General features: G+C 73.2%; 16 protein-coding genes and 1 tRNA gene. 8 read left to right on the forward strand and 9 right to left on the reverse strand.

From position 1 onward, the window contains the following. Positions 1 to 80: 80 nt before the first annotated feature. From ACZ6WH_RS26895 to ACZ6WH_RS26910, 4 genes are all read right to left on the reverse strand, one after another. A complete protein-coding gene (locus tag ACZ6WH_RS26895; RefSeq protein ID WP_361567829.1) occupies positions 81 to 1,055 on the reverse strand; it encodes a ribose-phosphate diphosphokinase in 975 nt (324 codons plus the stop codon). Positions 1,056 to 1,161: 106 nt separating this feature from the next. Continuing rightward, a complete protein-coding gene (gene glmU / locus ACZ6WH_RS26900) occupies positions 1,162 to 2,643 on the reverse strand; it encodes a bifunctional UDP-N-acetylglucosamine diphosphorylase/glucosamine-1-phosphate N-acetyltransferase GlmU (protein ID WP_432855476.1) in 1,482 nt (493 codons plus the stop codon). Positions 2,644 to 2,762: 119 nt separating this feature from the next. Beyond that, positions 2,763 to 2,833 (reverse strand) — tRNA-Gln (locus ACZ6WH_RS26905). A 6-nt stretch (positions 2,834 to 2,839) separates the two neighbouring features. Then, positions 2,840 to 3,703, reverse strand: a complete 864-nt coding sequence (locus ACZ6WH_RS26910; RefSeq protein ID WP_469731271.1) for a hypothetical protein — start codon at positions 3,701 to 3,703, stop codon at positions 2,840 to 2,842. Between the two features lie 157 nt (positions 3,704 to 3,860). Between ACZ6WH_RS26910 and ACZ6WH_RS26915 the strand changes: the two genes are divergently transcribed. Then, positions 3,861 to 5,312 (forward strand): sensor histidine kinase, encoded by a 1,452-nt coding sequence (locus ACZ6WH_RS26915; RefSeq protein WP_469731272.1) that lies wholly within the window; start codon positions 3,861 to 3,863, stop codon positions 5,310 to 5,312. Between the two features lie 181 nt (positions 5,313 to 5,493). On the opposite strand, the gene ACZ6WH_RS26920 is transcribed toward ACZ6WH_RS26915, so the two are convergent. Continuing rightward, positions 5,494 to 6,024, reverse strand: coding sequence for an SUKH-3 domain-containing protein (locus ACZ6WH_RS26920; protein WP_362213162.1), 531 nt, complete (start codon positions 6,022 to 6,024; stop codon positions 5,494 to 5,496). Positions 6,025 to 6,032: 8 nt separating this feature from the next. Then, complete coding sequence (locus tag ACZ6WH_RS26925) at positions 6,033 to 6,596, reverse strand: YwqJ-related putative deaminase (RefSeq protein WP_469731275.1); 564 nt, start codon at positions 6,594 to 6,596, stop codon at positions 6,033 to 6,035. Positions 6,597 to 6,890: 294 nt separating this feature from the next. Between ACZ6WH_RS26925 and ACZ6WH_RS26930 the strand changes: the two genes are divergently transcribed. The 4 genes from ACZ6WH_RS26930 to ACZ6WH_RS26945 all read left to right on the forward strand — a co-directional run bounded on the left by ACZ6WH_RS26930 (position 6,891) and on the right by ACZ6WH_RS26945 (position 13,552). Then, positions 6,891 to 7,901 (forward strand): SMI1/KNR4 family protein, encoded by a 1,011-nt coding sequence (locus tag ACZ6WH_RS26930; RefSeq protein ID WP_469731277.1) that lies wholly within the window; start codon positions 6,891 to 6,893, stop codon positions 7,899 to 7,901. A gap of 6 nt (positions 7,902 to 7,907) precedes the next feature. After that, on the forward strand, positions 7,908 to 10,865 hold the full coding sequence (locus ACZ6WH_RS26935) for an SUKH-4 family immunity protein (RefSeq protein WP_469731279.1): 2,958 nt from the start codon (positions 7,908 to 7,910) through the stop codon (positions 10,863 to 10,865). A gap of 209 nt (positions 10,866 to 11,074) precedes the next feature. Then, positions 11,075 to 12,010, forward strand: coding sequence for an LCP family protein (locus ACZ6WH_RS26940; protein ID WP_469731406.1), 936 nt, complete (start codon positions 11,075 to 11,077; stop codon positions 12,008 to 12,010). Positions 12,011 to 12,184: 174 nt separating this feature from the next. After that, positions 12,185 to 13,552, forward strand: coding sequence for a cellulose-binding protein (locus ACZ6WH_RS26945; protein WP_469731281.1), 1,368 nt, complete (start codon positions 12,185 to 12,187; stop codon positions 13,550 to 13,552). A 28-nt stretch (positions 13,553 to 13,580) separates the two neighbouring features. Here ACZ6WH_RS26945 and ACZ6WH_RS26950 read toward each other — a convergent pair whose 3' ends face one another. Further along, positions 13,581 to 15,365, reverse strand: coding sequence for an MFS transporter (locus ACZ6WH_RS26950; protein WP_469731408.1), 1,785 nt, complete (start codon positions 15,363 to 15,365; stop codon positions 13,581 to 13,583). A 343-nt stretch (positions 15,366 to 15,708) separates the two neighbouring features. On the opposite strand from ACZ6WH_RS26950, the gene mfd reads away from it, so the two are divergent. Further along, entirely contained in the window at positions 15,709 to 19,245 is a 3,537-nt protein-coding gene (mfd, locus tag ACZ6WH_RS26955; RefSeq protein WP_469731283.1) for a transcription-repair coupling factor, read from the forward strand. A gap of 152 nt (positions 19,246 to 19,397) precedes the next feature. Here the strand turns inward: mfd and ACZ6WH_RS26960 are convergent, their stop codons facing one another. Continuing rightward, entirely contained in the window at positions 19,398 to 20,864 is a 1,467-nt protein-coding gene (locus ACZ6WH_RS26960) for a DUF2079 domain-containing protein (RefSeq protein WP_469731285.1), read from the reverse strand. A 197-nt stretch (positions 20,865 to 21,061) separates the two neighbouring features. Here ACZ6WH_RS26960 and ACZ6WH_RS26965 point away from each other — a divergent pair, with 197 nt between their 5' ends. Continuing rightward, positions 21,062 to 21,796 (forward strand): HNH endonuclease family protein, encoded by a 735-nt coding sequence (locus ACZ6WH_RS26965; protein ID WP_432864411.1) that lies wholly within the window; start codon positions 21,062 to 21,064, stop codon positions 21,794 to 21,796. A 73-nt stretch (positions 21,797 to 21,869) separates the two neighbouring features. On the opposite strand, the gene ACZ6WH_RS26970 is transcribed toward ACZ6WH_RS26965, so the two are convergent. Next, on the reverse strand, positions 21,870 to 22,688 hold the full coding sequence (locus ACZ6WH_RS26970; RefSeq protein ID WP_469731286.1) for a DUF4190 domain-containing protein: 819 nt from the start codon (positions 22,686 to 22,688) through the stop codon (positions 21,870 to 21,872). A 279-nt stretch (positions 22,689 to 22,967) separates the two neighbouring features. Between ACZ6WH_RS26970 and ACZ6WH_RS26975 the strand changes: the two genes are divergently transcribed. After that, on the forward strand, positions 22,968 to 25,178 hold the full coding sequence (locus tag ACZ6WH_RS26975) for an N-6 DNA methylase (protein ID WP_469731288.1): 2,211 nt from the start codon (positions 22,968 to 22,970) through the stop codon (positions 25,176 to 25,178). The last annotated feature ends 121 nt before the right edge of the window (positions 25,179 to 25,299 follow it).

A 25,299-nucleotide genomic window follows, 5' to 3' on the forward strand; every position in this document is an offset into this window, starting at 1 on the left:
GTCTACCCGGCGGGGAGGCCGCCCAGAAAATCGATCTACGGAAGCTCCGCGTGGAAGCCCCTGTTAAGCCGGAAATCAGCTCACTGCTCCTCGAAGAGGCTGGTCACCGAGCCGTCCTCGAAGACCTCCTGGATCGCCCGCGCGATCGTCGGCGCCATCGACAGCACCGTGATCTTGTCGAGCTCCAGCTCACCCGGCGTCGGCAGGGTGTTGGTGAACACGAACTCGCTCACCTTGGAGTTCTTCAGACGGTCGGCGGCCGGGCCGGACAGGATGCCGTGCGTCGCCGTGACGATGACGTCGGCCGCACCGTTCGCGAACAGCGCGTCGGCGGCCGCGCAGATCGTGCCGCCGGTGTCCACCATGTCGTCGACCAGGACACACACGCGGTCCTTCACGTCACCCACGACCTCATGGACGGTGACCTGGTTCGCCACGTCCTTGTCGCGCCGCTTGTGCACGATCGCCAGCGGGGCGTCCAGCCGGTCGCACCAGCGGTCGGCCACCCGCACGCGGCCGGCGTCGGGGGAGACCACCGTCAGCTTGTTCCGGTCGACCTTCGCACCCACGTAGTCCGCCAGCACCGGCAGCGCGAACAGGTGGTCCACCGGACCGTCGAAGAAGCCCTGGATCTGGTCGGTGTGCAGGTCCACCGTGACGATGCGGTCCGCACCCGCCGTCTTCAGCAGATCCGCCACCAGGCGGGCCGAGATGGGCTCGCGGCCGCGGTGCTTCTTGTCCTGACGGGCGTAACCGTACGACGGGATGACCACCGTGATGCTCCGCGCCGAAGCGCGCTTCAGAGCATCGATCATGATCAGCTGTTCCATGATCCACTTATTGATCGGAGCCGTGTGGCTCTGAATCAAAAAGCAGTCCGCGCCACGCGCCGACTCCTGATAGCGGACGTAGATCTCACCGTTCGCGAAGTCGAACGCCTTCGTCGGGACCAGGCCGACACCCAGCTGGTGAGCAACCTCCTCCGCCAGCTCGGGGTGGGCGCGGCCGGAGAAGAGCATCAGCTTCTTCTCGCCGGTCGTCTTGATCCCGGTCACAGCAAATCTCCTTGCCAAGCTGTCAAACATGAGGGCGCTGGGGGTGCGCCGTCCACGTTGCGTGCGCTTATCACGGTACGCCCCGCACGGCGCACCCGTTGCCCGGTCACTGCTCGTCCTTGCTCTCCTGGCGAGCAGCCGAAGCGGCCTGCGCGGCGGCGCTTCCCGGTCGCTTGCGAGCGACCCAGCCCTCGATATTCCGCTGCTGTCCACGCGCGACAGCCAGCGAACCCGGGGGCACATCCTTGGTGATCACGGAGCCCGCCGCGGTGTACGCACCGTCCCCGATCGTGACAGGAGCCACAAACATGTTGTCCGACCCCGTCTTGCAGTGAGACCCCACAGTCGTGTGGTGCTTCGCCTCACCGTCGTAGTTCACGAAGACGCTCGCCGCACCGATGTTGGTGTACTCGCCAATGGTCGCGTCGCCCACATAGGACAGATGCGGCACCTTCGTGCCCTCGCCGATCTTCGAGTTCTTCATCTCCACGTACGTGCCGGCCTTCGCCTTCGGCCCCAGCTCCGTACCCGGCCGCAGATACGCGTACGGCCCCACACTCGCCCCCGGGCCGACCTTCACCCCGTCCGCCACCGTGAACGACACCACCGCACCCTCGCCGACCGTCGTGTCCGACAGCCGCGACTGCGGACCCACCTCGGCGAACGCGCCGACATGCGTCGCACCCAGCAACTGCGTACCCGGATGCACCACCGCGTCCGGCTCGAACGTCACCGCCGCGTCCAGCCACGTCGTCGCCGGATCCACGACCGTCACACCGCCGAGCATCGCCGCCTCCAGCAACCGCTCGTTCAGCAGCCGGCGCGCCTCCGCCAGCTGCACGCGGTTGTTGATGCCCAGGATCTCCCGATGATCGTCCGCGACCGCCGCACCCACCCGGTGCCCGGCCTCCCGCACGATCCCCAGCACGTCGGTGAGGTACTCCTCGCCCTGGCTGTTGTCCGTCCGCACCTTGCCCAGCGCATCGATCAGCAGCCGCGCGTCGAACGCGAAGACACCGGAGTTGATCTCCCGGATCGCGCGCTGCGCGTCCGTGGCGTCCTTGTGCTCCACGATCGCGGTGACCGCGCCCGTGGCCTCGTCCCGCACGATCCGCCCGTACCCGGTCGCGTCCGGCACCTCGGCGGACAGCACGGTGACGGCGTTGCCGTCGGCGGCGTGCGTCTCGGACAGCGCCTTGAGGGTCGCGCCGGTCAGCAGCGGGGTGTCGCCGCACACGACGACCACCGTGCCGTCCAGCTCCACGCCCGGCGCGCCGGCCTCGCCGGAACCGCCGGAGGTCAGCTCCTCCAGCCCCATCCGGACGGCGTGCCCGGTGCCGTTCTGCTCGTGCTGCACCGCCGTGCGGACGCCCGCGTCGATCTCGGCGAGATGCGCGGTGACCTGTTCACGGGCGTGGCCCACGACCACGACGAGGTGCTCGGGGTCGAGCTCGCGGGAGGCGGAGACGACGTGGCCGACGAGAGAGCGGCCGCAGATCGCGTGCAGGACCTTCGGGGTCGCCGACTTCATGCGGGTGCCCTCACCCGCTGCGAGAACGACGACGGCGGCCGGGCGGTTGGCGCTCACGGGGATGCCCTTCGGCTTCTTGGCTACTTCGGGTGGTGGACACCCGAAGGATACCGGTGCGTATTGCAGCCGAAACGCGGACGGGTCCCGACCTGGCGGTCAGGACCCGAACTTTTAGGCTCCCGGGGGAGGACTCGAACCCCCATGATCAGAACCAAAATCTGACGTCTTGCCCTTAGACGACCCGGGATTACCCTTATGTCCGTTTCCGCTCTCGGGGATCACGGACGCCCCCTACTATGCCGTACCACCAGCCTTCGATGCGACGGTACAGATCAGCTCCTCGGGCGACACGGACCGTCAGGCAGCCGTGGTAATCGTCTCCCACGTTCTTGCGGACGGTGCTCGGGTTGTGCTTCTTGAGCGTCGTTTTGTGCAGCTCTGCTGCATCGATCCCGACCAGCTCGGCCCAGAAGCGCTCGGCGCCCGGCACGTCGGCGGACTCATGGATCGACACGCGGAACTCCAGCCGGTCCCGCTCCACGCCGAGCAGGCCGAGCCAGGCGAGGTAGACCCGGATCATGTTCGGGTCGCTGTTGATGAAGGTGACCCGCTCCCGCGGCGCGTGCGGCTTGCTCTTGCCGCCTTCCGCCCAGTACAGGGCGGCGCCCGCGATCAGTAGCTCGCGGTCGCTCAGTCCGCCGATTTCCTCCGCTGCCCGCTGCTTCGTCGCTCGGCGCTCCTCCTCGCGGCGCCGCAGTGTCGCTTCCCAGCCTCGCCTGGCGATCGCGGAAGCCTCTTCCGGGGTGCGTCGCCGCTCCGGCTTCGGGAGATCCCGCACCCACAGGGAGATCGAGCTCTTGGAGCAGCCCAGCTCCAGTTGGATCTGGTCGTACGTCATGCCCTGCGAGCGGAGTTCGCGGGCTCGGGCGCGGAGGTCGTCCTTGGCGTTCGGGCGCTTGGTCCATTCCGGGACCGGTACGCCGTCCAGGAGGCGGTTGAGGAGGTCGTTGTTGTGGATGTGGAGGCGGTCGCGGATCTGGCGGCGGCTGAGGCCCGCGCGGCGGAGCGCTACCGCCTCGTCGCGCAGGGGCTCGAAGCCCGTGTGGGTGTTTGTCACGGTGCAAAGCGTCGGCGGTCGGATGGGCGGACGCGCCGGAAATGCCGGGTGATTCGTCGCTTCGGGGGAAAGTCGCAGGTACTGGCCCGTAACGGGCGTGCTGCAGGGTGGTGGCCGTGGCCGGAAAACGGTGGCGGGCGCCCGTAGGGTGGGCGGTATGACCACGACGGGGGTAAGGGACGCCGGGGGCGTCAGGGGCGCACCGCACAGCGGGCCGTGGTGGTGGGAACGCCGCCGTGCCGCTGTGCTGGACGTGTTCCTGGCGGTCGCCTCGACGGTGGAGTGCGTCTTCGAGGGGGTGCAGTTCGCGCAGGAGTCCCGGCTGCCGATGGCGGCGGGAATCGTGCTCGGACTGCTGGTCGGCCCGGTGCTGCTGGTGCGCCGCAAGTGGCCGATTGTCGTCGTACTGGTCTCGATCGCGGTGTCCCCGGCGGAGCTGGGCGGACTGTTGACGGTCGTGGGTCTGTACACGCTGGCGGCGTCGGACGTGCCGCGGCGGTTCACGGTGCTGCTGGCGGGGATGTCCGTCGTCGGCACGCTGATCATCACGAGCCTGAACATGGCGCAGGACGTGGCGTCGCAGGAGGACTTCGACCCGCCGTGGTGGTTCGTGCCGCTGTCGTCGGTGGCGCTGGGTCTGGTTCTGACGGCACCGCCGGTGCTGCTGGGGCTGTATGTGGGGGCGCGGCGCCGGCTGGTGGAGAGCCTGCGGGAGCGCGCGGACGGCCTGGAGCGGGAGCTGATGCTGCTCGCGGAGCGCGCCGAGGAGCGCGCGGAGTGGGCGCGCAATGAGGAGCGGACGCGGATCGCGCGCGAGATGCACGACGTGGTGGCGCACCGGGTGAGTCTGATGGTGGTGCACGCGGCGGCGTTGCAGGCGGTGGCGCTGAAGGATCCTGAGAAGGCGTCGCGGAACGCGGGTCTGGTGGGGGACATGGGCCGGCAAGCGCTGACGGAACTGCGGGAGATGCTGGGGGTGCTGCGTACGGGGGAGGGCGCGGCGGCGTCGGCGCGGGTGTCGGACGAGCCGGAGCGGCTGGTGGCGGTGGCGTCGAAGGTGTCGCGGGTGCCGCGGATGCCGGAGTCCGCGGGGCCGGCGGGCGCCGGGGCCGGTGGGGCGGCCGCGGGCGGTGCGCCGGGTGCGGTGCGGGGGCGGGCCGAGGCGGGCCGCGGGGCGTCCGGGCCGGCGGAGGGCGAGGGGGAGGGGCCGTCGCTGGCGGAGGTGGCGGCGCTGGTGGATCAGTCGCGCGCCGCGGGCACGGTGGTGGAGCTGTCGTTGGACGGGGAGCCGGGGGTGTACGGGCCGGGGGTGGAGCAGGCGGCGTTCCGTGTGGTGCAGGAGGCGTTGACGAACGTGCACAAGCACGCGCCGGGGGCGGCGGTGCGGGTGCGGCTGGCGCATCGTGAGGGGGAGGTCGCGGTGCAGGTGGAGAACGGTCCTTCGGCGCGTGGTGCGGCGGACGCGGGCCTGCCGAGCGGGGGCAATGGTCTGGTGGGGATGCGTGAGCGGGTGACCGGCCTGGGCGGGGTGTTCGTCTCGGGCCCGACGGACGCGGGTGGTTTCCGGGTGTCGGCGGTGCTCCCCGCGGGCGAGGCGCCGCAGCCGTGACGGGAGAGGGCCTCGCCCCGCTGCGGCGGCAGGTCCGTAGGGCGTGGCGCGGGCGCCTGTCCCCGGGCCGGTCCAGGTGTTCCGGGTCCGTTCAGGTGTTCCGAGGCCGGCACGTGTTTCGGGCCGGTCCAGGTGCCCCGGGGCCGGTCCAGGTGCTTCGGGCCGGTCCAGGTGTTCCGGGTCAGTCCGTGGCGACCGTCAGGCGGGTGGGGCGGCTGCCGAGGACGAGGGTGCCGAGGGCCTGGTCGAGGTCGTGGCCGAGGTACCAGTCGCCGGTGTGGTCGAGGCTGTAGACGCGGCCCTGGGCGTCGATGGCGAGGGTGGCCTGGCTGTCGGCCTCGCGGCCGAGGGGGGCGACCTGGGTGTCCAGTGCGCGGCCGAGGTCGCCCAGTGTGCGGGCGAGGTGGATGCCGTACAGCGGGTCGATCTCGAAGGGGGTGGGCGCGATGTGCCGGCCGGGGCCGGGTGCGCTGATGCGCAGGGTGCCGAATTCGGCCCAGGCTTCGACGGCGGCGGGGAAGACGGTGTGCCGGTGGCCGCCTGGCGAGGTGTGCTCGCGGAGGGCGTCGGCCCAGCGTTCGGCCTGCTTGATGTCCCAGCGGCCGGGCTGCCAGCCGGCTTCGTGCAGGGCGGCGTCGACGGCGACGGGGAAGCGTGTGGTGTCGCCGGCGGCGCGGTCGTACGCCGTGGTGGCGGGGGTGGAGGGGGTCATGGTGCGGTTCAGCTCCCTGCCGAGGCGAAGCCGACGGGCATGACGCCGAAGAAGGCGAGGAGCGCGTCGCAGGAGCGGCAGGGTGCCGCGTAGTGGCCGTGCTGGGGGTCGCCGTCCTCGCGGATGTGGCGGGCGGTGAGTTTGGAGTGCTTCAGGGAGCGGCGGGCCTCGCCGTTGGTGAGGGGTTTTTTGGACTGGCGTTTGGAGCGGTTGGCCTCGACGGCGGTGAGGTGCCGGGAGAGCAGGACGGCTTCGGGGCAGCGGCCGGTGAAGCGCTCGCGCTGTGCGGTGCTGAGGGTGTCGAGGAAGTCCTGGACGAGCGGGTGGAGCGTGGGCGGCTGTTCGGACTTGCTCGCGGTGCAGGTGAGGGTCTCGCCGCGGACGGACAGGGCGGCGGCGACGGTGGGGAGGATGCCGTCGCGGCGGTGCCGGAGTGTGGGCGGTCCGTCGTGGTCGGCGGTGCTGCTCCAGCCGATGCGGGGATCGCCGGCGGGGTGCGCCGGCGTCGGTGCGGTGTGCTCTTCTGCGGTCCGCTCGGTGGACTGTGCTGTGGACTGTGCGGTTGTGCTCATGCGGTGCTTTCCCTCCCTGCATCCCCCCGTCTGCGGGGGTCAGCCTGCCAAACGCGCTGGGTGTTGCGGAAGTCGGGCTTGCCGTGCGGGTGTCACTGGTCGGTGACAGTCCTTGTCACCGGTCCGTGACAGTCGGCCGGTCGGGGGTGTGCCAGTACGGGTGTGCGGGCTTGCCGCGGACGGCCGACGGGTGCCCGGTGGCCGGTCGCCGGGGGTGGCCGGGGGCGGGGGCGGGGGTTGCCGTACCGCTTAGGCTGTGCGGCAGTAGCCAGTTCCAGCCAGGGGGCATCCGCCATGACGACAGGTCCATTCAGTGGGCTGGGGGTACCGCCCAGCCGCCAGGCTGGGGGACATGCCGCGCCACCGAACACGGCCTACGCCGGGCAGGTCGTGCACTTCCCGGACCCGGTACGGGCGGCGCGCTTCCCGAGGGGCGTGCGGATGGACGGGAACGGGTTCCCGGACTTCTCGCCGTACGCGCGGGCGGCGGCGGAGATCGCCGAGCCGCCGGACGGTTTCGGGGTCGACGAGTTGCGGCTCACGGACTTCGTGTCGGCCAATGCCGCGCTGCACGCGGAGGGCCATGAGCTGTGGGAGGACGTGCCGTCGGTGGCGACGCCGCACGGCTGGACGTGGCACCACGTGGCGGGCACCCGGCGGCTGCAGCTGGTGCCGGTCGAGGTGAAGGCGCTGCTGCGGCACCACGGCGGGCTGGCGACGGCGGCGGTGGACCACGAGAAGCGCGGCACGCGGCCCTTGCAGGAGACGCGGCCCGCGCACTTCGGACTGCCGTACCGCGACGTGTCCGTGACCGAGGACGCGGTGCTGCAGGCCGAGGAGGCGCTGGGGTACCGGCTTCCGGGCGCGTACCGGGCGTTCCTGAAGGCGGCGGGCGGGTGCGCGCCCGTGGGTGCCGCGCTCGATCCGGAGCTGGGACTGCTGGTGGACCAGCCGTTCTTCACGGTGCGGGACGACGCGGCCGTGAACGATCTGGTCTATGTGAACAAGTGTCTGCGGGACCACTTCACGAAGGACTATCTGGGCGTCGGGTTCGTCCAGGGCGGCGTGATCGCCGTGAAGGTGAAGGGGGACGCGGTCGGGTCGGTGTGGTTCTGCGCGTACGACGACGCGCGGGACCGGGACGGCTGGACGGTCCAGGAGCGGGTGGAGCGGCTGCTGTTGCCGTGCGGTGCGGACTTCGACGAGTTCCTGGAGCGCCTCGCGGGCAATCCGCCGGAGCTGGAGACCGTGGCGAACCTGATGGTGGACGGCGGCTTCGCGCACGCCGTTCCGGTGGAGGGGTGAGGCGCGATGGTGACGTTCGCGCAGGCGCAGGAGCGTGCGGAGCGCTGGGTCAACGGCGAGGTGCCGGCGTACCAGCAGCGTGAGGTGCGGGTACGGGAGTTCGATCTGGGCTTTGTGGCCTGGGCGGAGGACCGCGAGGGCGGCCCGGCCGGGGACGGCGGCCGGCAGCGGCTGGTGATCGCCCGGGACAGCGGTGAGACGACGCTGTGGCCGGGGCTGCCGGTGGGTGAGGTGATCCGCCGGTACGAGGAGGAGTACGGTGCGGTGCCGGACGCCGCGCCGGCGCCCGAGGTGCCGCCGCAGCGCATCGATCTGGAGCAGACGTCGTTCCTGCTGACGCCGCCGGAGTGGCTGCAGGAGGCGGCGGACGCGATCGGCATCCCGGACCGGCGGTCGGGGTCGGAGCCGGCGGGGACACAGGGGGCACGGGGGACGCAGTCGGCCGCACAGCCGTCCGGGGCCGAGCCTGCCGCCGAGCCGGTTGCCGAGCCGGCTGCTGCTGAGTTCTCTGCTGCTGAGCCTGCCTTTGAACCGCCGGCTGCGGCGCCGCCTGTCGAGCCGTCTGCCGCTGAGCCGTCGGCTGTGACGCCGCATGCCGAGCCGCCGCATGCCGAGCCGCCCGCCGCCGCGTCGCCTGCCGAGCCGTTCGCGGGACCGGCCGCCGAGCCGTCGGCCGCCGCTGCCGTGCCGCCGCCCGCTCAGCCGCCGGCCGCGCCCGCCGCGCCGCCCGCGCCTCCCGTCGCGGCGGAGCCGCAGCCGGTGACGGCGGCGGAGCGGGGCCCGGAGGAGTCCGTCGCGCCGGCTTCCGGCGCGCCCGCCGCGCCTTCCTGGGAGGGCACGGACATCACCGCGGACGACGACGCCGACGACCGGTCGGTGGGGCTGCCCGCAACCGTGTTCGCGCCGCAGCTGGACATGGAGGAGGGCGCGGCCGCGAAGTCGGACCGGCCCTCGGTGCGCCCGGACGCCAAGACCGAACTGCTGCCGGGCGGCAGCAACCTGCCGCCCACCGCGGTCGCGCCCGCCATCGAGGACCCGCATGCCGCCGCTCCCGGAGCCGGCCCGGTGCTCTCGGAGCTGCCGCCCCCGTCCGGCCCGCCCGTGACGCACCTCCCGCCGCCCCCCGGGGCGGCCCCGGCACCGGGCACGAGTGCGCAGCCGCCCGCTGCCCCCGGTATGCCGCCGTCCGCTGCTCCCGGTACGCCTCCGTCCGCCGCCCCTGGTACGCCGCCGTCCGCTGCTCCCGGTGCGCAGCCGCCTGCTGCCCCTGGTACGCCGCCGCCCCCGGCGCCCGGTACGCCGCCGCCTCCCGGTGTTCCCGGGGCCGGTCGGCCGTCGCCCGCCGAGATCGCGGACGAGGCGACCGACAAGGCCGAGATCACCCCGCACGACCCCGGTACGCCGCCGTCGGCGCCGCCCGGTGGCCCGGCGGGCGGATACGTGCCGACGCAGCTGGTGTCCCAGCTGGACCCGAATGCGGCGGGACCCGCCGGCGCCCCGGACGCGGCGGACGGTTCGCAGACGCCGCCTCCGGGCGCGCCCGGCACTCCGGGTGCTCCCGGCACTCCCGGTGCCCCCGGCGCGCCCGGCGCTCCGGGTGGGGGCGTGCACGCGGCCGCCACGATGCTGGCCGACGGTGCGTCGCTGCCCGGCAACTCCGGGGCCGGCCGGACCGGTGGCGGTACGCCGCCGCCTCCCTCGCCGCCCGGTACGCCCGGCGCGGCGGGCCCCGGTACGCCTCCGCCGCCGCCCCCGGCTCCCCATGCGCCGCCGGCCGTTCCGGCCGCTCCCGGCGCGCCCGGTGGGGGCGTGCACGCGGCGGCCACCATGCTGGCGAGCCCCGGTACGCCCCCGCCCGGTCCCGGTGCGCCGCCGCCCGCAGGTCCCGGTGCGCCGCCGCCCGCGCCGCCCATGGGGCAGCACCCCGGTGCGCCCGCCGGGCCCGGCGCGTACGGCTATCCGCAGGCGCCGACCGGTCAGCCGACCGTCGGCCCCGGCTACATGGCCGTGCTGCGGTACCGCGCGCCCGACGGCTCCGAGCAGCAGATCATCCGGCGTTCGGCGCCCGGTACGCCGCACCCGGAGTGGCAGATCCTGCACGAGCTGCGCGGCCTGAACGTGCCGCCGCAGCAGGTGCTGGAGCTCCACACCGAGCTGGAGTCCTGCGATCTGCCGGGTGGTTACTGCGCCCGGATGATCCGGGAGACCTGGCCGCAGGTGCGGATCAGCAACACCGCCGCGTACGGCCACGACCACGCCTCGCGTCAGCAGGGCGTACGTCATCTGGTCGAGCACCAGGGCGAGCTGCACCAGGTGGCGGACGGCCCGGCCCGCCCGGCTCCGGTGCGGGTGCCGCTGCCGCACCCGTCGCAGATCCAGCCCGCGCCGCCGGCGCCGCCGCAGGCGATCGGCCAGGAGCTGGAGCAGGCGTTCGGGCCGCAGGGGGTGTTCCGCTTCGACCAGCGGGCGGTCTCCCGGCAGGGCGTGCCCGACGTCGTGGCGCAGACCCTGGTGTGGGCCGGTGTGCCGGTCGATTTCGGCCCGTTCTTCTGGGGGCAGGCGCAGCCGGGCCGTCCGGTGCCGACACTGGCGGAGCTGGCTCAGGAGCGGGGCGTGCAGCCGGCTCCGGACGCGGGCTCGTACCTGGTGATGGGCACGGACTTCGGCCGTCAGCTGTGCGTCCAGTACGGCACGGCGCACATCGTGGCGGTGCCGCTGGAGGCCGGCCCCGGCGGGCAGGCGGCGACGCCGCAGTTCGTGAACACCGGGCTGCCCGAGTTCGTGCGCTGCCTGGCGATGCTGGGCCGGATGTGGCGGCTGCGGTACGGGCTGAATGCGGAGCAGGCGGGCCGCTGGACCACGGACTTCCAGGTGCAGCTGGCGGCGCTGGACCCGGCGGCGCTCGGCTCGCCCGAGAGCTGGTGGTCGGTCCTGCTGGAGCAGATGTGGGACGGCCTGCTGTAGGCGGTACGGCCCGGTCCCGCCGCGGGGGAGCGTCCCCCGTACGGCGGTGACGACGTGTCATACGTGGCGCTCGACCTGCGAGGCGGGTCGGGCGCCACGATCATGCCGGTATGGCCCCTCCGTCGCTGCCGCAGCCGAGCTCGTCGACGCTGTACCGCGGCGGGCGCGGGCGGCGCCGCCGTAAGCGGTCCTGGCCGCGGCGGATCGCGCTGCTGGTGACGGTGGTGGTGCTGCTGGCCCTCGCGCTGGCGGTCGCGTTGTTCTTCTGGGCGGGCGGACAGCTGCGCCAGATGGACGCGGTGAGCGGCTACTCGGGGCGGCCGTCCTCCGGCAAGGGCACGAACTGGCTGCTGGTCGGTTCCGACAGTCGGCGCGATCTGTCCCCCGGGCAGCAGCAGGAGCTGCACGTGGGCCATGACGCGGGGCGCAACACCGATACGGTGATGCTGCTGCACTACGGGGACAGCGGGCCGTATCTGGTGAGCCTGCCGCGGGACAGCTATGTCACGGTCCCGGGGCACGGCAAGAACAAGATCAACGCGGCGTACGGGATCGGCGGCGCGAAGCTGCTCTCGCGCACCGTCGAGCAGGCCACGGGCCTGCGCGTCGACCACTACGCCGAGGTCGACTTCCTCGGCCTGGTCCAGGTCGTGGACGCGCTCGGCGGGGTCCGGCTGTGCCTGGACGCGCCGTTGAAGGACGAGAAGTCGGGCGCGGACTTCCCGGCGGGCTGCTCGCACATGAACGGCGTGCGGGCGCTGGCGTACGTACGGGCCCGTTACAGCGATCCACGGGGCGATCTGGGACGCGTGCAGCGGCAGCGGGCACTGATCAGCGCGGTGTCGGCGCGGATGCTCGGCCCCGGGGTGCTGCTGAACCCCTTCCGGGTGGTGCCGGCGCTCGACGCGGCACTGGCCGCACTGCGGGTGGACGACCGTACGGGCGTGGTGGACCTGACGCAGATGGGACTGTCGATGAAACAGGTGGCGGACGGCTCGGGGAAGGCCGTGACGGTGCCGGTGACCGGCCCGGGCGAGCAGATCGCGGGCGCGGGGGACGTGCTCGTGTGGGACGAGGAGAGGGCCCGGCGGCTCTTCCGTGCCGTGCGCGCCGACGAGCCGATTCCGACTTCTGCCGAAAAGTGACGCATCCTTGGGCAGGGATAGGTGCGGAGTGTCGCGTTATGGGTGCTTCGGACGGATCAACAAAGATGTGCGCCGGACCACGTCACTGTCGGAGAGGGGCTTTGAGGGATGAGTGCATCGGTGTCGCCTCACGGGTTCGAGGTCGTACGAGGGCGTGGCTACCGTCCGGAGGACGTGGACCGCAGGGTCGAAGGGCTCTCGGTGGACCGCGACTCCTGCTGGGAACGGGCGGCCCGCCTCACCGTGCTGGCCAACGAGATGACCGCGGAGCTGGAGCGGCTGCGCGAGTACCTCGCCCAGATGCCGCCCCAGACCTACGAATCCCTGAGTGAGCAGGCACGGCTGATCCTGACCACGACGGAGTCCGAGGCGGAGCGGCTGCGCACCGAGGCGGCGTCGACCGCCGAGCGGCTGCGGGACGAGGCGGCGGAGTACGCGCGGGAGCAGGGCGACGCCGCCGACACCTACGCGCTCGAACTGCACCGGGAGACCGAGGACGCCGCGGTGCGGGCCGTGGAGGAGGCCGAGGCCGAGGCCGGTACGGCGGTCGCGGAGGCCACCGACGAGGCCGAGGAGCTGCGCCAGGAGGCCCAGGAGTCGCTGCGCGAGATGCGCCGGCGCACCGCCGAGGTGCTGGAGGACCAGGAGAAGAGCCTGGCCGACAAGTGGGCGGCGGCCGAGCAGCAGCTGGCCGAGCAGGACGCGGCCATGGATCAGCGGGTCGCGGTCCTGGAGGAGCGCGGCGAGGCGCGCATCGTGGAGGTGCAGCGCTACTACGCCAAGATGGAGGAGACCGCGCGCGAGATCGACGAGGAGGCCGCGGCCCGCAGCGCCGATCTGATCGCGCGGGCCGAGGCCGAGGCCGCCCGCGTCGAACGCGCCACGGAGCGGACGCTGCGCGAGCACGAGGAGCGGCGTGAGGAACTGCGCTCCCACATGGCACACGTACGCAGCAGCCTGGCCACCCTCATGGGCAAGGACCCGGACGCGGCCGAGCCGGAGCCGGACGCCGGCGGCACGGCGGACGCACAGGATTCCGGCCATGTGTACGACGTGACGGCGGACAGCGCCGAGGCCGTGCGCGAGCACACCGAAGAGGCACCGGCCGCGCGGCACGACACGGCCGAGAACGCCGGCCAAGAGGCGACGCGAGAAGCCTCGTACGAAGCGGAGACCTCGTACGACGCTGAGACGTCGCACGGCGCGGAGACCACATACGACGCGGAGACCTCGTACGGCGCGGCGTCGTACGAAGAGGGACCCTCGCACGAGTCGTACGAAGAGGGGGCCACGCACGACTCGTACGAAGAAGGGGCCACGCACGAGAAGCCGCACACGTACCGGGCGGAGCCCGCGGACGAGGAGGCCCCCGTGTACGAAGAAGCGCCCGTGTACGAAGAAGCGCCCGCGTACGAAGGCAGCGTGGAGGCCGCCCCCGAGGCGGCCGCCGTCGCCGGCTCCGAAGAGGCGCCCGCCAAGCGTGGCGTGGACCCGGACGAGGAGGACACGCTCGAAACCGAGCTGCCGCGCACGGAGGGCTGAGGCCGCTCTCCCCGGAGCCGGCGGCCCGTCAGCTCTTCTTGGCGGGCGCGGTCTCCACGCCGTCGCGTACGTCGCCGTCGCGTATGTCGCCGTCCCGTGCGTCCGCGTGCACGGGGAAGCGGCGCGGTGCGAAGAGCAGCGCGACCAGCGCCAGGAGTCCGGCGATCGCCGCGCCGTAGTAGACGTGCTCGACGGTGACGTCCACGGCGCGGCGCAGGTAGTCGGCGGCGCGGTCGGTGAGCGCGCCCGCGTGTTCGAGGGCGCGGGACACCGCGTCCAGGCCGTCCGGCAGCCCGGCGCGGAGGCCGGCGGGCGCGTCCGCGAGTCGCCCGGCGAGGGTGGCGTTGGCGACGGCCCCGAAGAGCGCGGCCCCGACGGACTGGCCGACCTGGCGGCAGAAGAGGATCGAGGCGGTGGCGGTGCCCCGTTCGGCGTACCCGACGGAGGACTGCACGCCGATGATCAGTGGCAGCTGGAAGAGGCCGAGGGTGGCGCCCAGCGCGAGCGAGAGCAGCGCCGGCTGCCAGGCCGCGCCCGGGTAGGGCAGCTGCGGGAAGGCCAGCAGGACCAGCGTGCTCGCGGTCATGCCGATCAGCGCGCAGGTGCGGATGCCGAAGCGGTTGTAGACGTGGCTGCTGAGCGCGGCGGCTATCGGCCAGCTCATGGTCATGGTGGACAGCACGAAGCCGGCCGCGATCGGGCCGAGGCCGAGCACCGCCTGCGCGTAGGTGGGCAGGAAGACGGTCGGGGCGACCATCAGCAGGCCGAGGGCGCCGAGCGCGAGGTTGACGGTGGAGATGGTGCGGCGGCGCCAGACCCAGCCGGGGATGATCGGCTCGGCGGCGCGGCGTTCGATGAGCACGGTGGCGGCCGCGCACAGGGCGCTGCCGCCCAGCAGGAGCAGCGAGGGCGTGGAGAACCAGGGCCAGGCGACGCCGCCCTGGACGAGCGCGGTCAGCAGCAGCCCGCCGCAGGCGAAGATGGCCAGCGCGCCGGGCCAGTCGATGACCGGCCGGGCGGATCGGGACCGGTCGCCGGCGCCCTCGCCGCCCCTTCTGCCCCGAAAGCCCTTCTTGTTGCTCTCCGGGCCCCTCCTGTTTTCAAAGTCCCTCCTGTCCTCGAAGAAGTGGCGCAGCACGAGCCAGAGGGCGACCGCGCCGACCGGCAGGTTGACGAGGAAGATCCAGCGCCAGTCCGCGTACGCCGCGAGGAGGCCGCCGAGCGCGGGCCCGGCCACGGAGGAGGTGGCCCAGACGGTGGAGAGCCTGGCCTGGATCCGGGGCCGCTCCTTCATCGGATACAGGTCGGCGGCGATGGTCTGCACGGTGCCCTGGAGCGCGCCGCCGCCGAGGCCCTGCAGGACGCGGAAGGCGATCAGGGAGGCCATGTTCCAGGCGCCCGCGCACAGCAGCGATCCGGCGAGGAAGATCACGATGCCGGTGACGAGGACGGGCTTGCGGCCGAAGGTGTCCGAGAGCTTGCCGTACACGGGCAGGGTGACGGTGACGGCCAGCAGGTAGCCGGAGAAGAGCCAGGAGAAGACCGAGAAGCCGCCGAGGTCCCCGACGATCTGGGGGACGGCGGTGGCGATGATGGTGGAGTCCAGCGCGGCGAGCGCCATGCCGAGCATCAGGGCCGCGACGACGGGACCGCGCCGGGTGGTGGCGCCCCCGGGCCCGCCGGCCGCCCGCGCCGTATCGGCCGCCTTCGGTGCCGTGCCGGCTGCCTTCGGTGCCGCGCCGTCCGTCCCCGCCGTCTCCGGTGCTGCCGCCGCGGTCCGCTCCGGGTCCGTACGTCCGCCGGCCCCGCTCACCGTGCCGCCTCCACCGGTCCCGCTCACCGTGCCCCCTCCGCCGTATCCGTGTACGGGACACCATTCCACGCGGGCCCGGATTGCGGAACGGTGCTTCTCGTGCAACGAGACGGCCCGCGCACCGGAGCGGGCGACGGCGGAAAGAGGCGGGCCGGGGCGGACAGGCGCCGGCGGCCGGTACGACCGGTGGCTGTCGGCGGGCGGGCGTACCCTGGGAAACCCCGGCCCGCTCACCGCGCACCGGCTGCCGGCGTCACGTACGGCCCGTGCGTCGCGCCCAGCCCGCGGTAAGGAAGCGGCCGGTCGTTCGCGTTGTCCGACTCCCTGGGACGGAAGCCTTTTCATGAGCCTGACAGGACTGCTCGACGCCGTCGTACGGGACCCGGCGCTGGCCGAAGCGGTCGAGGCGGCCGTCGACGGGCACCGCCGCCATGTGGACCTGGTCGGCCCGCCGGCCGCCCGCCCGTTCGCCGTCGCCGCGCTGGCCCGCGATGCGCGGCGCCCGGTGCTCGCGGTCACCGCGACCGGCCGGGAGGCCGAGGACCTGGCGGCCGCGCTGCGCTCCGTGCTGCCCGCCGACGGCGTCGTGGAGTACCCGTCCTGGGAGACCCTGCCGCACGAACGCCTCTCGCCCCGCTCGGACACGGTCGGCCGCCGCCTCGCCGTGCTGCGCCGCCTGACCCACCCGAGCAAGGACGACCCGGCGGCCGGTCCCGTCTCCGTCGTCGTGGCGCCCGTCCGTTCCGTACTGCAGCCGCAGGTCAAGGGGCTGGGCGAGCTGGAGCCCGTCGCGCTGCGCACGGGGCAGACCGCCGACCTCGGCGAGATCGTCGACGGGCTCGCGGCCGCCGCGTACGCCCGCGTCGAACTGGTCGAGAAGCGCGGCGAGTTCGCGGTACGCGGCGGCATCCTGGACGTCTTCCCGCCCACCGAGGAACACCCCCTGCGGGTCGAGTTCTGGGGCGACGACGTCGAGGAGATCCGTTACTTCAAGGTCGCCGACCAGCGCTCCCTGGAGATCGCCGAGCACGGCCTGTGGGCGCCGCCCTGCCGCGAGCTGCTGCTCACCGACTCCGTACGGGAGCGCGCGGCGGCCCTCGCCGAGGACCACCCCGAGCTGGGCGAACTGCTCGGCAAGATCGCCGAGGGCATCGCGGTCGAGGGCATGGAGTCCCTCGCCCCGGTCCTCGTCGACGACATGGAGCTGCTGCTGGACGTCCTCCCGGCCGGCGCCATGACCGTGGTCTGCGACCCCGAGCGGGTCCGTACGCGCGCCGCCGACCTGGTCGCCACCAGCCAGGAGTTCCTCCAGGCGTCCTGGGCCGCGACGGCCGGCGGGGGAGAGGCGCCGATCGATGTGGACGCGGCCTCCCTGTGGGGCATCGCCGACGTCCGCGACCGCGCCCGCGAGCTGGGCATGATGTGGTGGTCGGTCTCCCAGTTCGCCGCCGACGAGGCGGGGGCCGACGACGGCGACACCCTCAAGCTCGGCATGCACGCCCCCGAGACGTACAGAGGCGACACCCAGCGCGCGCTGGCCGACACCAAGCAGTGGCTGGCCGACGGCTGGCGCACGGTCTACCTCACCGAGGGCCACGGTCCCGCGGCGCGTACGGTCGAGGTGCTCGGCGGCGAGGGCATCGCCGCCCGGCTGGACCCGGAACTGGCGGAGATCTCCCCGTCCGTCGTGCACGTCTCCTGCGGTTCGGTCGACAACGGCTTCGTCGATCCGCAGCTGAAGCTCGCGGTGCTCACCGAGACCGACCTCTCGGGCCAGAAGGCGGCCGGCAAGGACGCCACGCGGATGCCGGCCCGGCGCCGCAAGACCATCGACCCGCTCACCCTCGAAGCGGGCGACTACATCGTCCACGAACAGCACGGCGTGGGCCGGTACATCGAGATGATCCAGCGCACGGTCCAGGGCGCCACCCGCGAGTACCTCCTCGTGGAGTACGCGCCCGCCAAGCGCGGCCAGCCCGGCGACCGCCTCTACATCCCCACCGACCAGCTGGAGCAGGTCACCAAGTACGTCGGCGGCGAGGCCCCGACGCTGCACCGCCTCGGCGGCGCCGACTGGACCAAGACCAAGGCGCGCGCGAAGAAGGCCGTCAAGGAGATCGCCGCCGACCTGATCAAGCTCTACTCGGCGCGGATGGCGGCGCCAGGGCACGCCTTCGGCTCGGACACCCCCTGGCAGCGCGAGCTGGAGGACGCGTTCCCCTACGCGGAGACGCCCGACCAGCTCACCACCATCGCCGAGGTCAAGGAGGACATGGAGAAGACGGTCCCGATGGACCGGCTGATCTGCGGCGACGTCGGCTACGGCAAGACCGAGATCGCGGTCCGCGCGGCCTTCAAGGCGGTCCAGGACGGCAAGCAGGTCGCCGTGCTCGTGCCGACCACGCTGCTCGTGCAGCAGCACTTCGGCACCTTCACCGAGCGCTACGGCCAGTTCCCCGTGAACGTCCGTGCCCTCTCCCGCTTCCAGACCGAGACCGAGTCCAAGGCCACTCTCGAAGGGCTCAAGGACGGCTCCGTCGACATCGTCATCGGCACCCACCGCCTGTTCTCCTCCGAGACCAAGTTCAAGGACCTGGGCCTGGTCATCGTCGACGAGGAGCAGCGCTTCGGCGTCGAGCACAAGGAGCAGCTGAAGAAGCTCCGCGCCAACGTCGACGTGCTGACCATGTCAGCGACCCCCATCCCCCGTACCCTCGAAATGGCCGTGACGGGCATCCGCGAGATGTCCACGATCACCACCCCGCCCGAGGAGCGGCACCCCGTCCTCACCTTCGTCGGGCCGTACGAGGAGAAGCAGATCGGCGCCGCCATCCGCCGCGAACTGCTCCGCGAGGGCCAGGTCTTCTACATCCACAACCGTGTGGAGTCCATCGACCGCGCGGCCGCCCGGCTGCGTGAGATCGTCCCCGAGGCGCGCATCGCCACGGCCCACGGACAGATGTCGGAGTCGGCCCTCGAACAGGTCGTGGTCGACTTCTGGGAGAAGAAGTCCGACGTGCTGGTCGCCACGACCATCGTCGAGTCCGGCATCGACATCTCCAACGCCAACACCCTGATCGTCGAACGCGGCGACAACTTCGGCCTCTCCCAGCTGCACCAGCTGCGCGGCCGGGTCGGCCGTGGCCGGGAGCGCGGCTACGCCTACTTCCTCTACCCGCCGGAGAAGCCGCTCACCGAGACCGCGCACGAGCGCCTGGCCACCATCGCCCAGCACACGGAGATGGGCGCCGGCATGTACGTCGCGATGAAGGACCTGGAGATCCGCGGCGCGGGCAACCTCCTCGGCGGCGAGCAGTCGGGCCACATCGCGGGCGTCGGCTTCGACCTGTACGTCCGCATGGTCGGCGAGGCCGTCGCGGACTACCGCGCCTCCCTGGAGGGCGGCGTGGAGGAGGAGCCGCCGCTGGAGGTCAAGATCGAGCTGCCGGTCGACGCGCACGTCCCGCACGACTACGCGCCCGGCGAGCGGCTGCGCCTCCAGGCGTACCGCGCGATCGCCTCCGCCAACTCCGAGGAGGACATCAAGGCCGTCCGCGAGGAGCTGACCGACCGTTACGGCAAGCTGCCGGAGCCGGTGGAGAACCTCCTGCTCGTCGCGGGCCTGCGGATGCTCGCCCGGGCCTGCGGCGTCACCGACATCACCCTCCAGGGCTCCAACGTCCGCTTCGGCCCGGTCGAGCTGCGCGAGTCCCAGGAGCTGCGGCTGAAGCGGCTGTACCCGCGTACGGTCATCAAGCCGGCCACCCACCAGGTCCTGGTGCCCCGCCCGACCACCGGCAAGATCGGCGGCAAGCCGGTGGTCGGCCGCGAACTGCTGTCGTGGGTCGGGGAGTTCCTGACGTCGATCCTGGGGTCGTAGACGCTGGCATTGGGGTCGTAGACGTCGGTCATGGGGTCGTAGATGTCGACCTTGGGGTCGTAGACGTCGGCCTTGGGGTCATAGATACCGGTCCTGGGGTCTTGACGGTGCCGGGGCCGGGGGCGCGTGGCGGGACCGGGGCCCGCCATCGCTCAGTCCTTCCCGGCCCGCTTGAGGAGGGTCAGGCCGCCCGCCTCGCCGTCCGGTACGTAGACCGTGCCCGGGTGGCGGTCGGCGGCCTCCGTGGCGGCCTGCGGCGTGGTCCGCCCGTCGCGGAGCTGGACCGCGACGTAGTCCGGGGCTATGCCGCGGGTGTCCCCTATCCAGTACACCGTCGTACGGCCGGTGAGGCGGCTGATGGGCCGGACGTCGGCCTCGACGGTCGCGCCGTCGGGGACGCGGGCGAGCAGCGCCTCGGCCTGGGCGACGGAGTCCGGCACGCGGTACGTGGCCGCTTCGGTGAGCCGGGCCAGCGGCAGCGACGTGGTCAGCGCGAGCGCGGCGGCCGCCGCCGCGGCCGGCAGGTGCGCGGCGTAACCGCGCAGCCAGGGACGGCCGCTCGCACGGAACCGGGGCAGCGCGTCGATCAGCGCCAGGAAGACCACCGGCATCAGGACGGCGCTGTAGTGCCAGTCGGTGCCCCAGTAGTGGTCGTCGTGCGAGACGAACCGCCAGCCGAGCGTCGGCACGGCGGCGAGCAGCAGCGGTGAACGCAGCGCCAGCAGGCCGGTGGTGGGCAGCAGGGTCCACAGCAGCGTGCGGACGGCCGTGTCGAAGGGGATGACGGGGGCCGGGCCGCCGTCGCCGCTGAGCTTGCTCCAGTAGTCGTACGAGCCGGCGCCGTTGAACGCCGGGATGATCACGCCGAGGGTGAGGGCGGTGGCGGCGAGCCCGAAGACGGCCAGCGCGATGCCCGCGGGCACCGCCCGCCGCGCCCGGATCATGATGATCACGCCGATGGCCGCAGCGGTCACCCCCAGGTCCTCCTTGACCAGGACCAGCGGTGCCGCCCAGCAGGCCGCCGCGGTCCACCGCCCGCGCACCACCGCCTCCAGCGCGAAGGCGATCATCGGCAGCGCGAACGCGATCTCGTGGAAGTCGAAGTCGACGGCGCGCTGGAGCCCCCAGGACAGTCCGTACGCCGCGCCGATCGCCAGTCCGGCGCGACGGCCGAGCAGCCGGCCCGCGCACCGGGTGACGGGGACGGCGGACAGCGCGAAGAGCGCGGCCTGCGCCGTGAGCAGCGTGACGGGGGAGGGGAGCAGCCGGTAGAGCGGGGCGAGCAGGGCGAGGACCGGGCTGAAGTGGTCCCCGAGGATGTTCGCGCCCGGCCCCTTGAGGTCCGCGACCGGCGCCTGCAGATGCGCGTAGGACCGTATGACCTGCTCGAATATCCCGAGGTCCCAGGAGATCGTGCCCAGGGTGCGGTAGCGCTGCACGGACAGCGTGGTGAACAGGGCGAAGAGGACGACGGCCGTCCAGTACGGGTCCAGGCGCGGGGCGCGGAGCGCGGTGGCCGCGCCGCGAAGGCGGCCCGGCCCGTGCCCGGGGCGCTCTTCGGCCGCGGCCGGGGTCCGGGCGCCGGCGTCGCCCGCCGCGGTGGCTGCGGCCGTTTCCATGCGGATCCCTACTCTGTCGACTTCCGAAAAGGTACTCGAAACCTTCGAATCGGACGGCTCGTCCTACACGTCGGACGGCCCGTCGTACGGGATGGCCGACGTACGGTCACCCGGTGACGGCACGCGCCGCCGCGCTCCGCCGCCCGCCCTGCCTCAACCGAAGATTGGACGCCCCCTTGATACGGTCCGCGCTTCCCCTGCGCCGCGCCGCGCTCCCCGCTGCCGCCCTGGCCGCGACGCTCGCCCTGGCCGGCTGCACCCCGCCGGGCGGCTCCCCCCAGGGAGACGGACGGGGAAGCCCGGACGTTCCCTCGGCGACCGGCGAACCGGGCAGCGCGCTGTCGGGGCTCGGCTCGCTGACGGTCAAGGGCCGCGCCCCGAAGACCGGCTACGAGCGGGAGCGGTTCGGTACCGCCTGGGCCGACACCGACAGCAACGGCTGCCCGACGCGAGAGGACATCCTCAAGCGCGACCTGACGCGGGTGCGTTTCCAGGACGGGCACTGCAAGGTGGCCTCGGGCGAGCTGACGAAGGATCCGTACACGGGGCAGCGGGTGTTCTTCCGGCGCGGCGACAGCCTGGTCGACATCGACCATGTGGTGGCGCTGTCGGACGCCTGGCAGAAGGGCGCCGGTCAGTGGCCGGCCGCCAAGCGCATCGCGTTGGCCAACGATCCGCTGAACCTCATCGCCGTCGGTGCCTCCGCCAACCGGCAGAAGAGCGACGGCGACGCGGCCACCTGGCTCCCGGCCGACAAGAGCTACCGCTGCGACTACGTCGCCCACCAGGTCGCGGTGAAGAAGAAGTACGGCCTGTGGGTCACCCGGGCGGAGAAGGCGGCGATGGGCAAGGTCCTGCGCACCTGCCCGGCCGAGAAGCTCCCCGCCGGCGGCAACCCCACCGCGGCCCCGCCCCGCTTCCACGCGAAGTAGCGTCCTCCTTTCCCGGGAATGCACCGGGGCCCGGCCGTGGTGGCCGGGCCCCGTCGCGGAACTGCTCCGGGGGTTACAGCTTCAGCTCCCACTGGGCGGCGTCCAGCTCCAGGCCCGGCGCCACCTCGACGTCGAGGTTCTTCGCGGTGGCCGGGGCGTCGAAGGCGAACTCCACGGAGGCGGACTTGCCCGGCAGGATCTTGCCGGTGAAGCCCTTGCCCACCGAGCCGTCGAATATCTGCTCGGCGTTCTTGCCGTCCTCGCCGGCCCGCGCCTCGACCAGGGTCAGCGTGCTGTCGAACTTCTCCTTGCCCTTGTTCTCCAGCTGCACGGTGATCTTGTAGGCCTTGTTGCTGCCCTTGTGGCCGACGGCGAAGTCGTCGGGGCTGTACGACGTGGCCTTGGAGACCGTGACGCTCAGCCCGCTGTCGTACTCGGCGGTGTCACCGGCGTGCAGCGCCTCGCTCCCCGAACCGCTCGCACCGCCCTCGGTGTCGGCGGCGTCCTCGCCCGTCGTGCCGGTCTTCGGCTGCGCCGACGACTCCAGCGACTTGTTGATATCGTCCACCGCACCCTTGACCGCGGTGAAGGTGATCACCGCGCCGATCACCGCCACCACCATCGCGGCGATGCCCAGCAGCAGGCCCGCGAGCGCGACCCCCTTATTGGTGGCCTGGCCGCGCTTGACGCGGCCGCGGCCGACCAGACCGAAGATCAGCGCCAGCAGACCGAGCGTGCCGGCGAGCCAGAACAGCAGCGGTATCAGGCCGGACAGCACGCCGATCACGCCGAGCACGAGGGCTGCGACGCCCAGGCCGTTGCGCGCGGTCTGCGGCGCCGGAGCGCCCATCGGAACCGGCGGGCCGGGCGGGAACTGCATCTGCTGGGACATGACTGTGGGTCCCTTCCGGGAGTCTCGATCGGTTCTGGCGAAGCGACCTGAAGGAGAAAGAGGAGAAAAACGCAGAGAGCGGAGAAAGCCGAGAAAGCTGAGAAAGGTGGAGCAGGTACCGCGATGGCTCAATAACACCAGAGGCTGTGAACCGAGTCAACACGATTCACGGGAAAGTGTGTATTCACGGCGTGAATGGGTTGGCGGTGGCGTCGTGGGTATGCTCGCTGACACAGGCGTCACAGCGCGCGACGGAGCGACGGGACGGGAGCCAGTCAGGTGCCGGACAACGCAACACCGGAGACCCCGGCGGAGACCCCGCTGGAAGCCGTGGTCGCGGCGGAGGTGACCGCTGCGGGCATCGCGCGCCTGGCCGGCGTGGGACGGGCCGCGGTCAGCAACTGGCGCCGCCGCCACGCCGACTTCCCCAAACCGGTCGGCGGGACGGAGGCCAGCCCCGCCTTCGCGCTGACCGCCGTCGAGCAGTGGCTGCGCGATCAGGGCAAGCTCGCCGAAGTCCCGCTGCGCGAGCGGGTGTGGCAGCAGGTCACGGGCCACCCGGCCGGCGCCGCCGCCGCCCTGCGGCACGTCGGTGCCGTCCTCCTCCTCGTACGCGACCGCCCCGCCGTCTGGCGCGGACTGGCCAAGGCCGGTGACGACGCCGAGCTGACCGGCCTTCTGCCGCCCGCCCTGGACGCCGTCCTGACCGCCCGGCTCGGCCCCGCCCACCCCGTCACCGGTCTCACTCGCGAGGCCCTCGCCCCCTCCAGCGCCCTGGTGCGGGCGGCGGCGGAGCTGGCCGAGGAGGCCGAAGGCGCGCCGCACGCCTACGAGTTCCTGCTCGGCCGCCACCTGGACGCCAACCCCCGGCAGTACACCCTCACCCCGCCCGGCCTCGCCGCCCTCATGGCCGAGCTGGCCGGCCCCGCCACGGCCGTCCTCGACCCGGCGGCGGGCACCGGCACGCTGCTGTACCCCCTGCGGGAGCCCGCCGCCGGGGACGGCCCGGACGACGCGGCGCCCCTCGGCGAGGGACACACCCCGCCCGGTACGGGCGGAGCGGACCGCGGCGGAGCCGGGGCGCCGCGGGGGCCCGCCGCGCTGTACGGGCAGGAGGCCGACGCCGATCTCGCCGCGCTCACCGCCCTGCGCCTGGCCCTGCAGTCACCGGAGACCCAGGTCCGGGTGCAGGCCGCGGACACCCTGCGCGCCGACGCCTTCCCCGACCTGGCGGTCGACGCCGTCCTCAGTCACCCGCCCTTCAACGAGCGCAACTGGGGGCACGACGCCCTCGCCTACGACCCCCGCTGGGAGTACGGCTTCCCCGCCCGTACGGAATCGGAGCTGGCCTGGGTCCAGCACGCGCTGGCCCGTCTCCGGGACGGCGGTACGGCCGTCCTGCTCATGCCGCCCGCCGCCGCCTCCCGCCGCTCCGGCCGCCGCATCCGCGCCGACCTGCTGCGCCGCGGCGCGCTGCGGGCCGTCATCGCCCTGCCCGCCGGCGCGGCCCCGCCGTACGGCATCCCGCTGCACCTCTGGGTGCTGCACCGGCCGGGCAGCGCCCCGCCGCCCGCCCCGCACCTCCTCGTCGTGGACACCGCCGAACTGGCCCCGGGCGGCCGCGACAAGCTCGACTGGCAAACGGTGCGCGGCACGGTCCTGGACGCCTGGCGCGCCTTCGACCACGAGGGCGGCATCGAGGAACGGCCGGGCGTACGGCGCTCGCTGGCCGCCATCGACCTGCTCGACGACGACGTCGACCTCGCCCCCGCCCGGCACCTCCCGCCGCCCGCCGCGGCCGGCGGCCCCGCCGAACTGGCCCGGGCGCACGAGGAGCTGACCGCGGCCCTCGCCCGTACGACCGACCTCGCCCCGGCCCCCGCACCCGCCGGCCGGGCGGCGCCCGCGCGCTGGCCGCTGACCACGGTCGGCGAGCTGGCCCGGGCCGGTGCGCTGCTGCTGCGGGCCGGCGGACCCGGCACCGCGGCGCCGGGCGAGGGCCCCGTCCAGCTCACCGAGCACGACGTCATCGGCGGCACGCCGCCCTCCGGCACCCTCCCCGAACCGGGCACCGGTGACGCCCCCGAGGAGCCCGTCCTCCTCCGCGCGGGCGACGTCGTCGTGCCCGTGCTGGGCGGCGGAGCCATCGCCCGGGTCGTCGACGCCGCCACCGAAGGCGCGGCGCTCGGCCGGAACCTCTTCCTGCTGCGGCCCGACCAGGCCGCGCTGGACCCGTGGTTCCTGGCCGGGTTCCTGCGCGGCACCGCCAACAACCGCCAGGCCAGCAGTTACGCCTCCACCGCCACCCGGCTCGACGTCCGCCGCCTCCAACTGCCCCGGCTGCCCCCGGCCGAGCAGCGCGCGTACGGCGAACGCTTCCGGGCGCTCGCCGCCTTCGAGGAAGCGCTGCGGGATTCGGCCCGCCTGGGGGAGCGGCTGACACAGGGCCTGTACGACGGTCTGACGGACGGTTCCCTGCCCCCGGGGTGAGGCCCGCGGTGGGTTTCGGGGCGGGCGCCCCGGGCACTCGGCGGCTCCGTCCGGCGGCCGGGCGGCGGTTGTGACCGGACCGCGATGCGGACCCGTACAACCCCGGCGGCACTGTCGGTGT

The sequence above is a fragment of the Streptomyces sp. NPDC050806 genome (assembly GCF_055586425.1).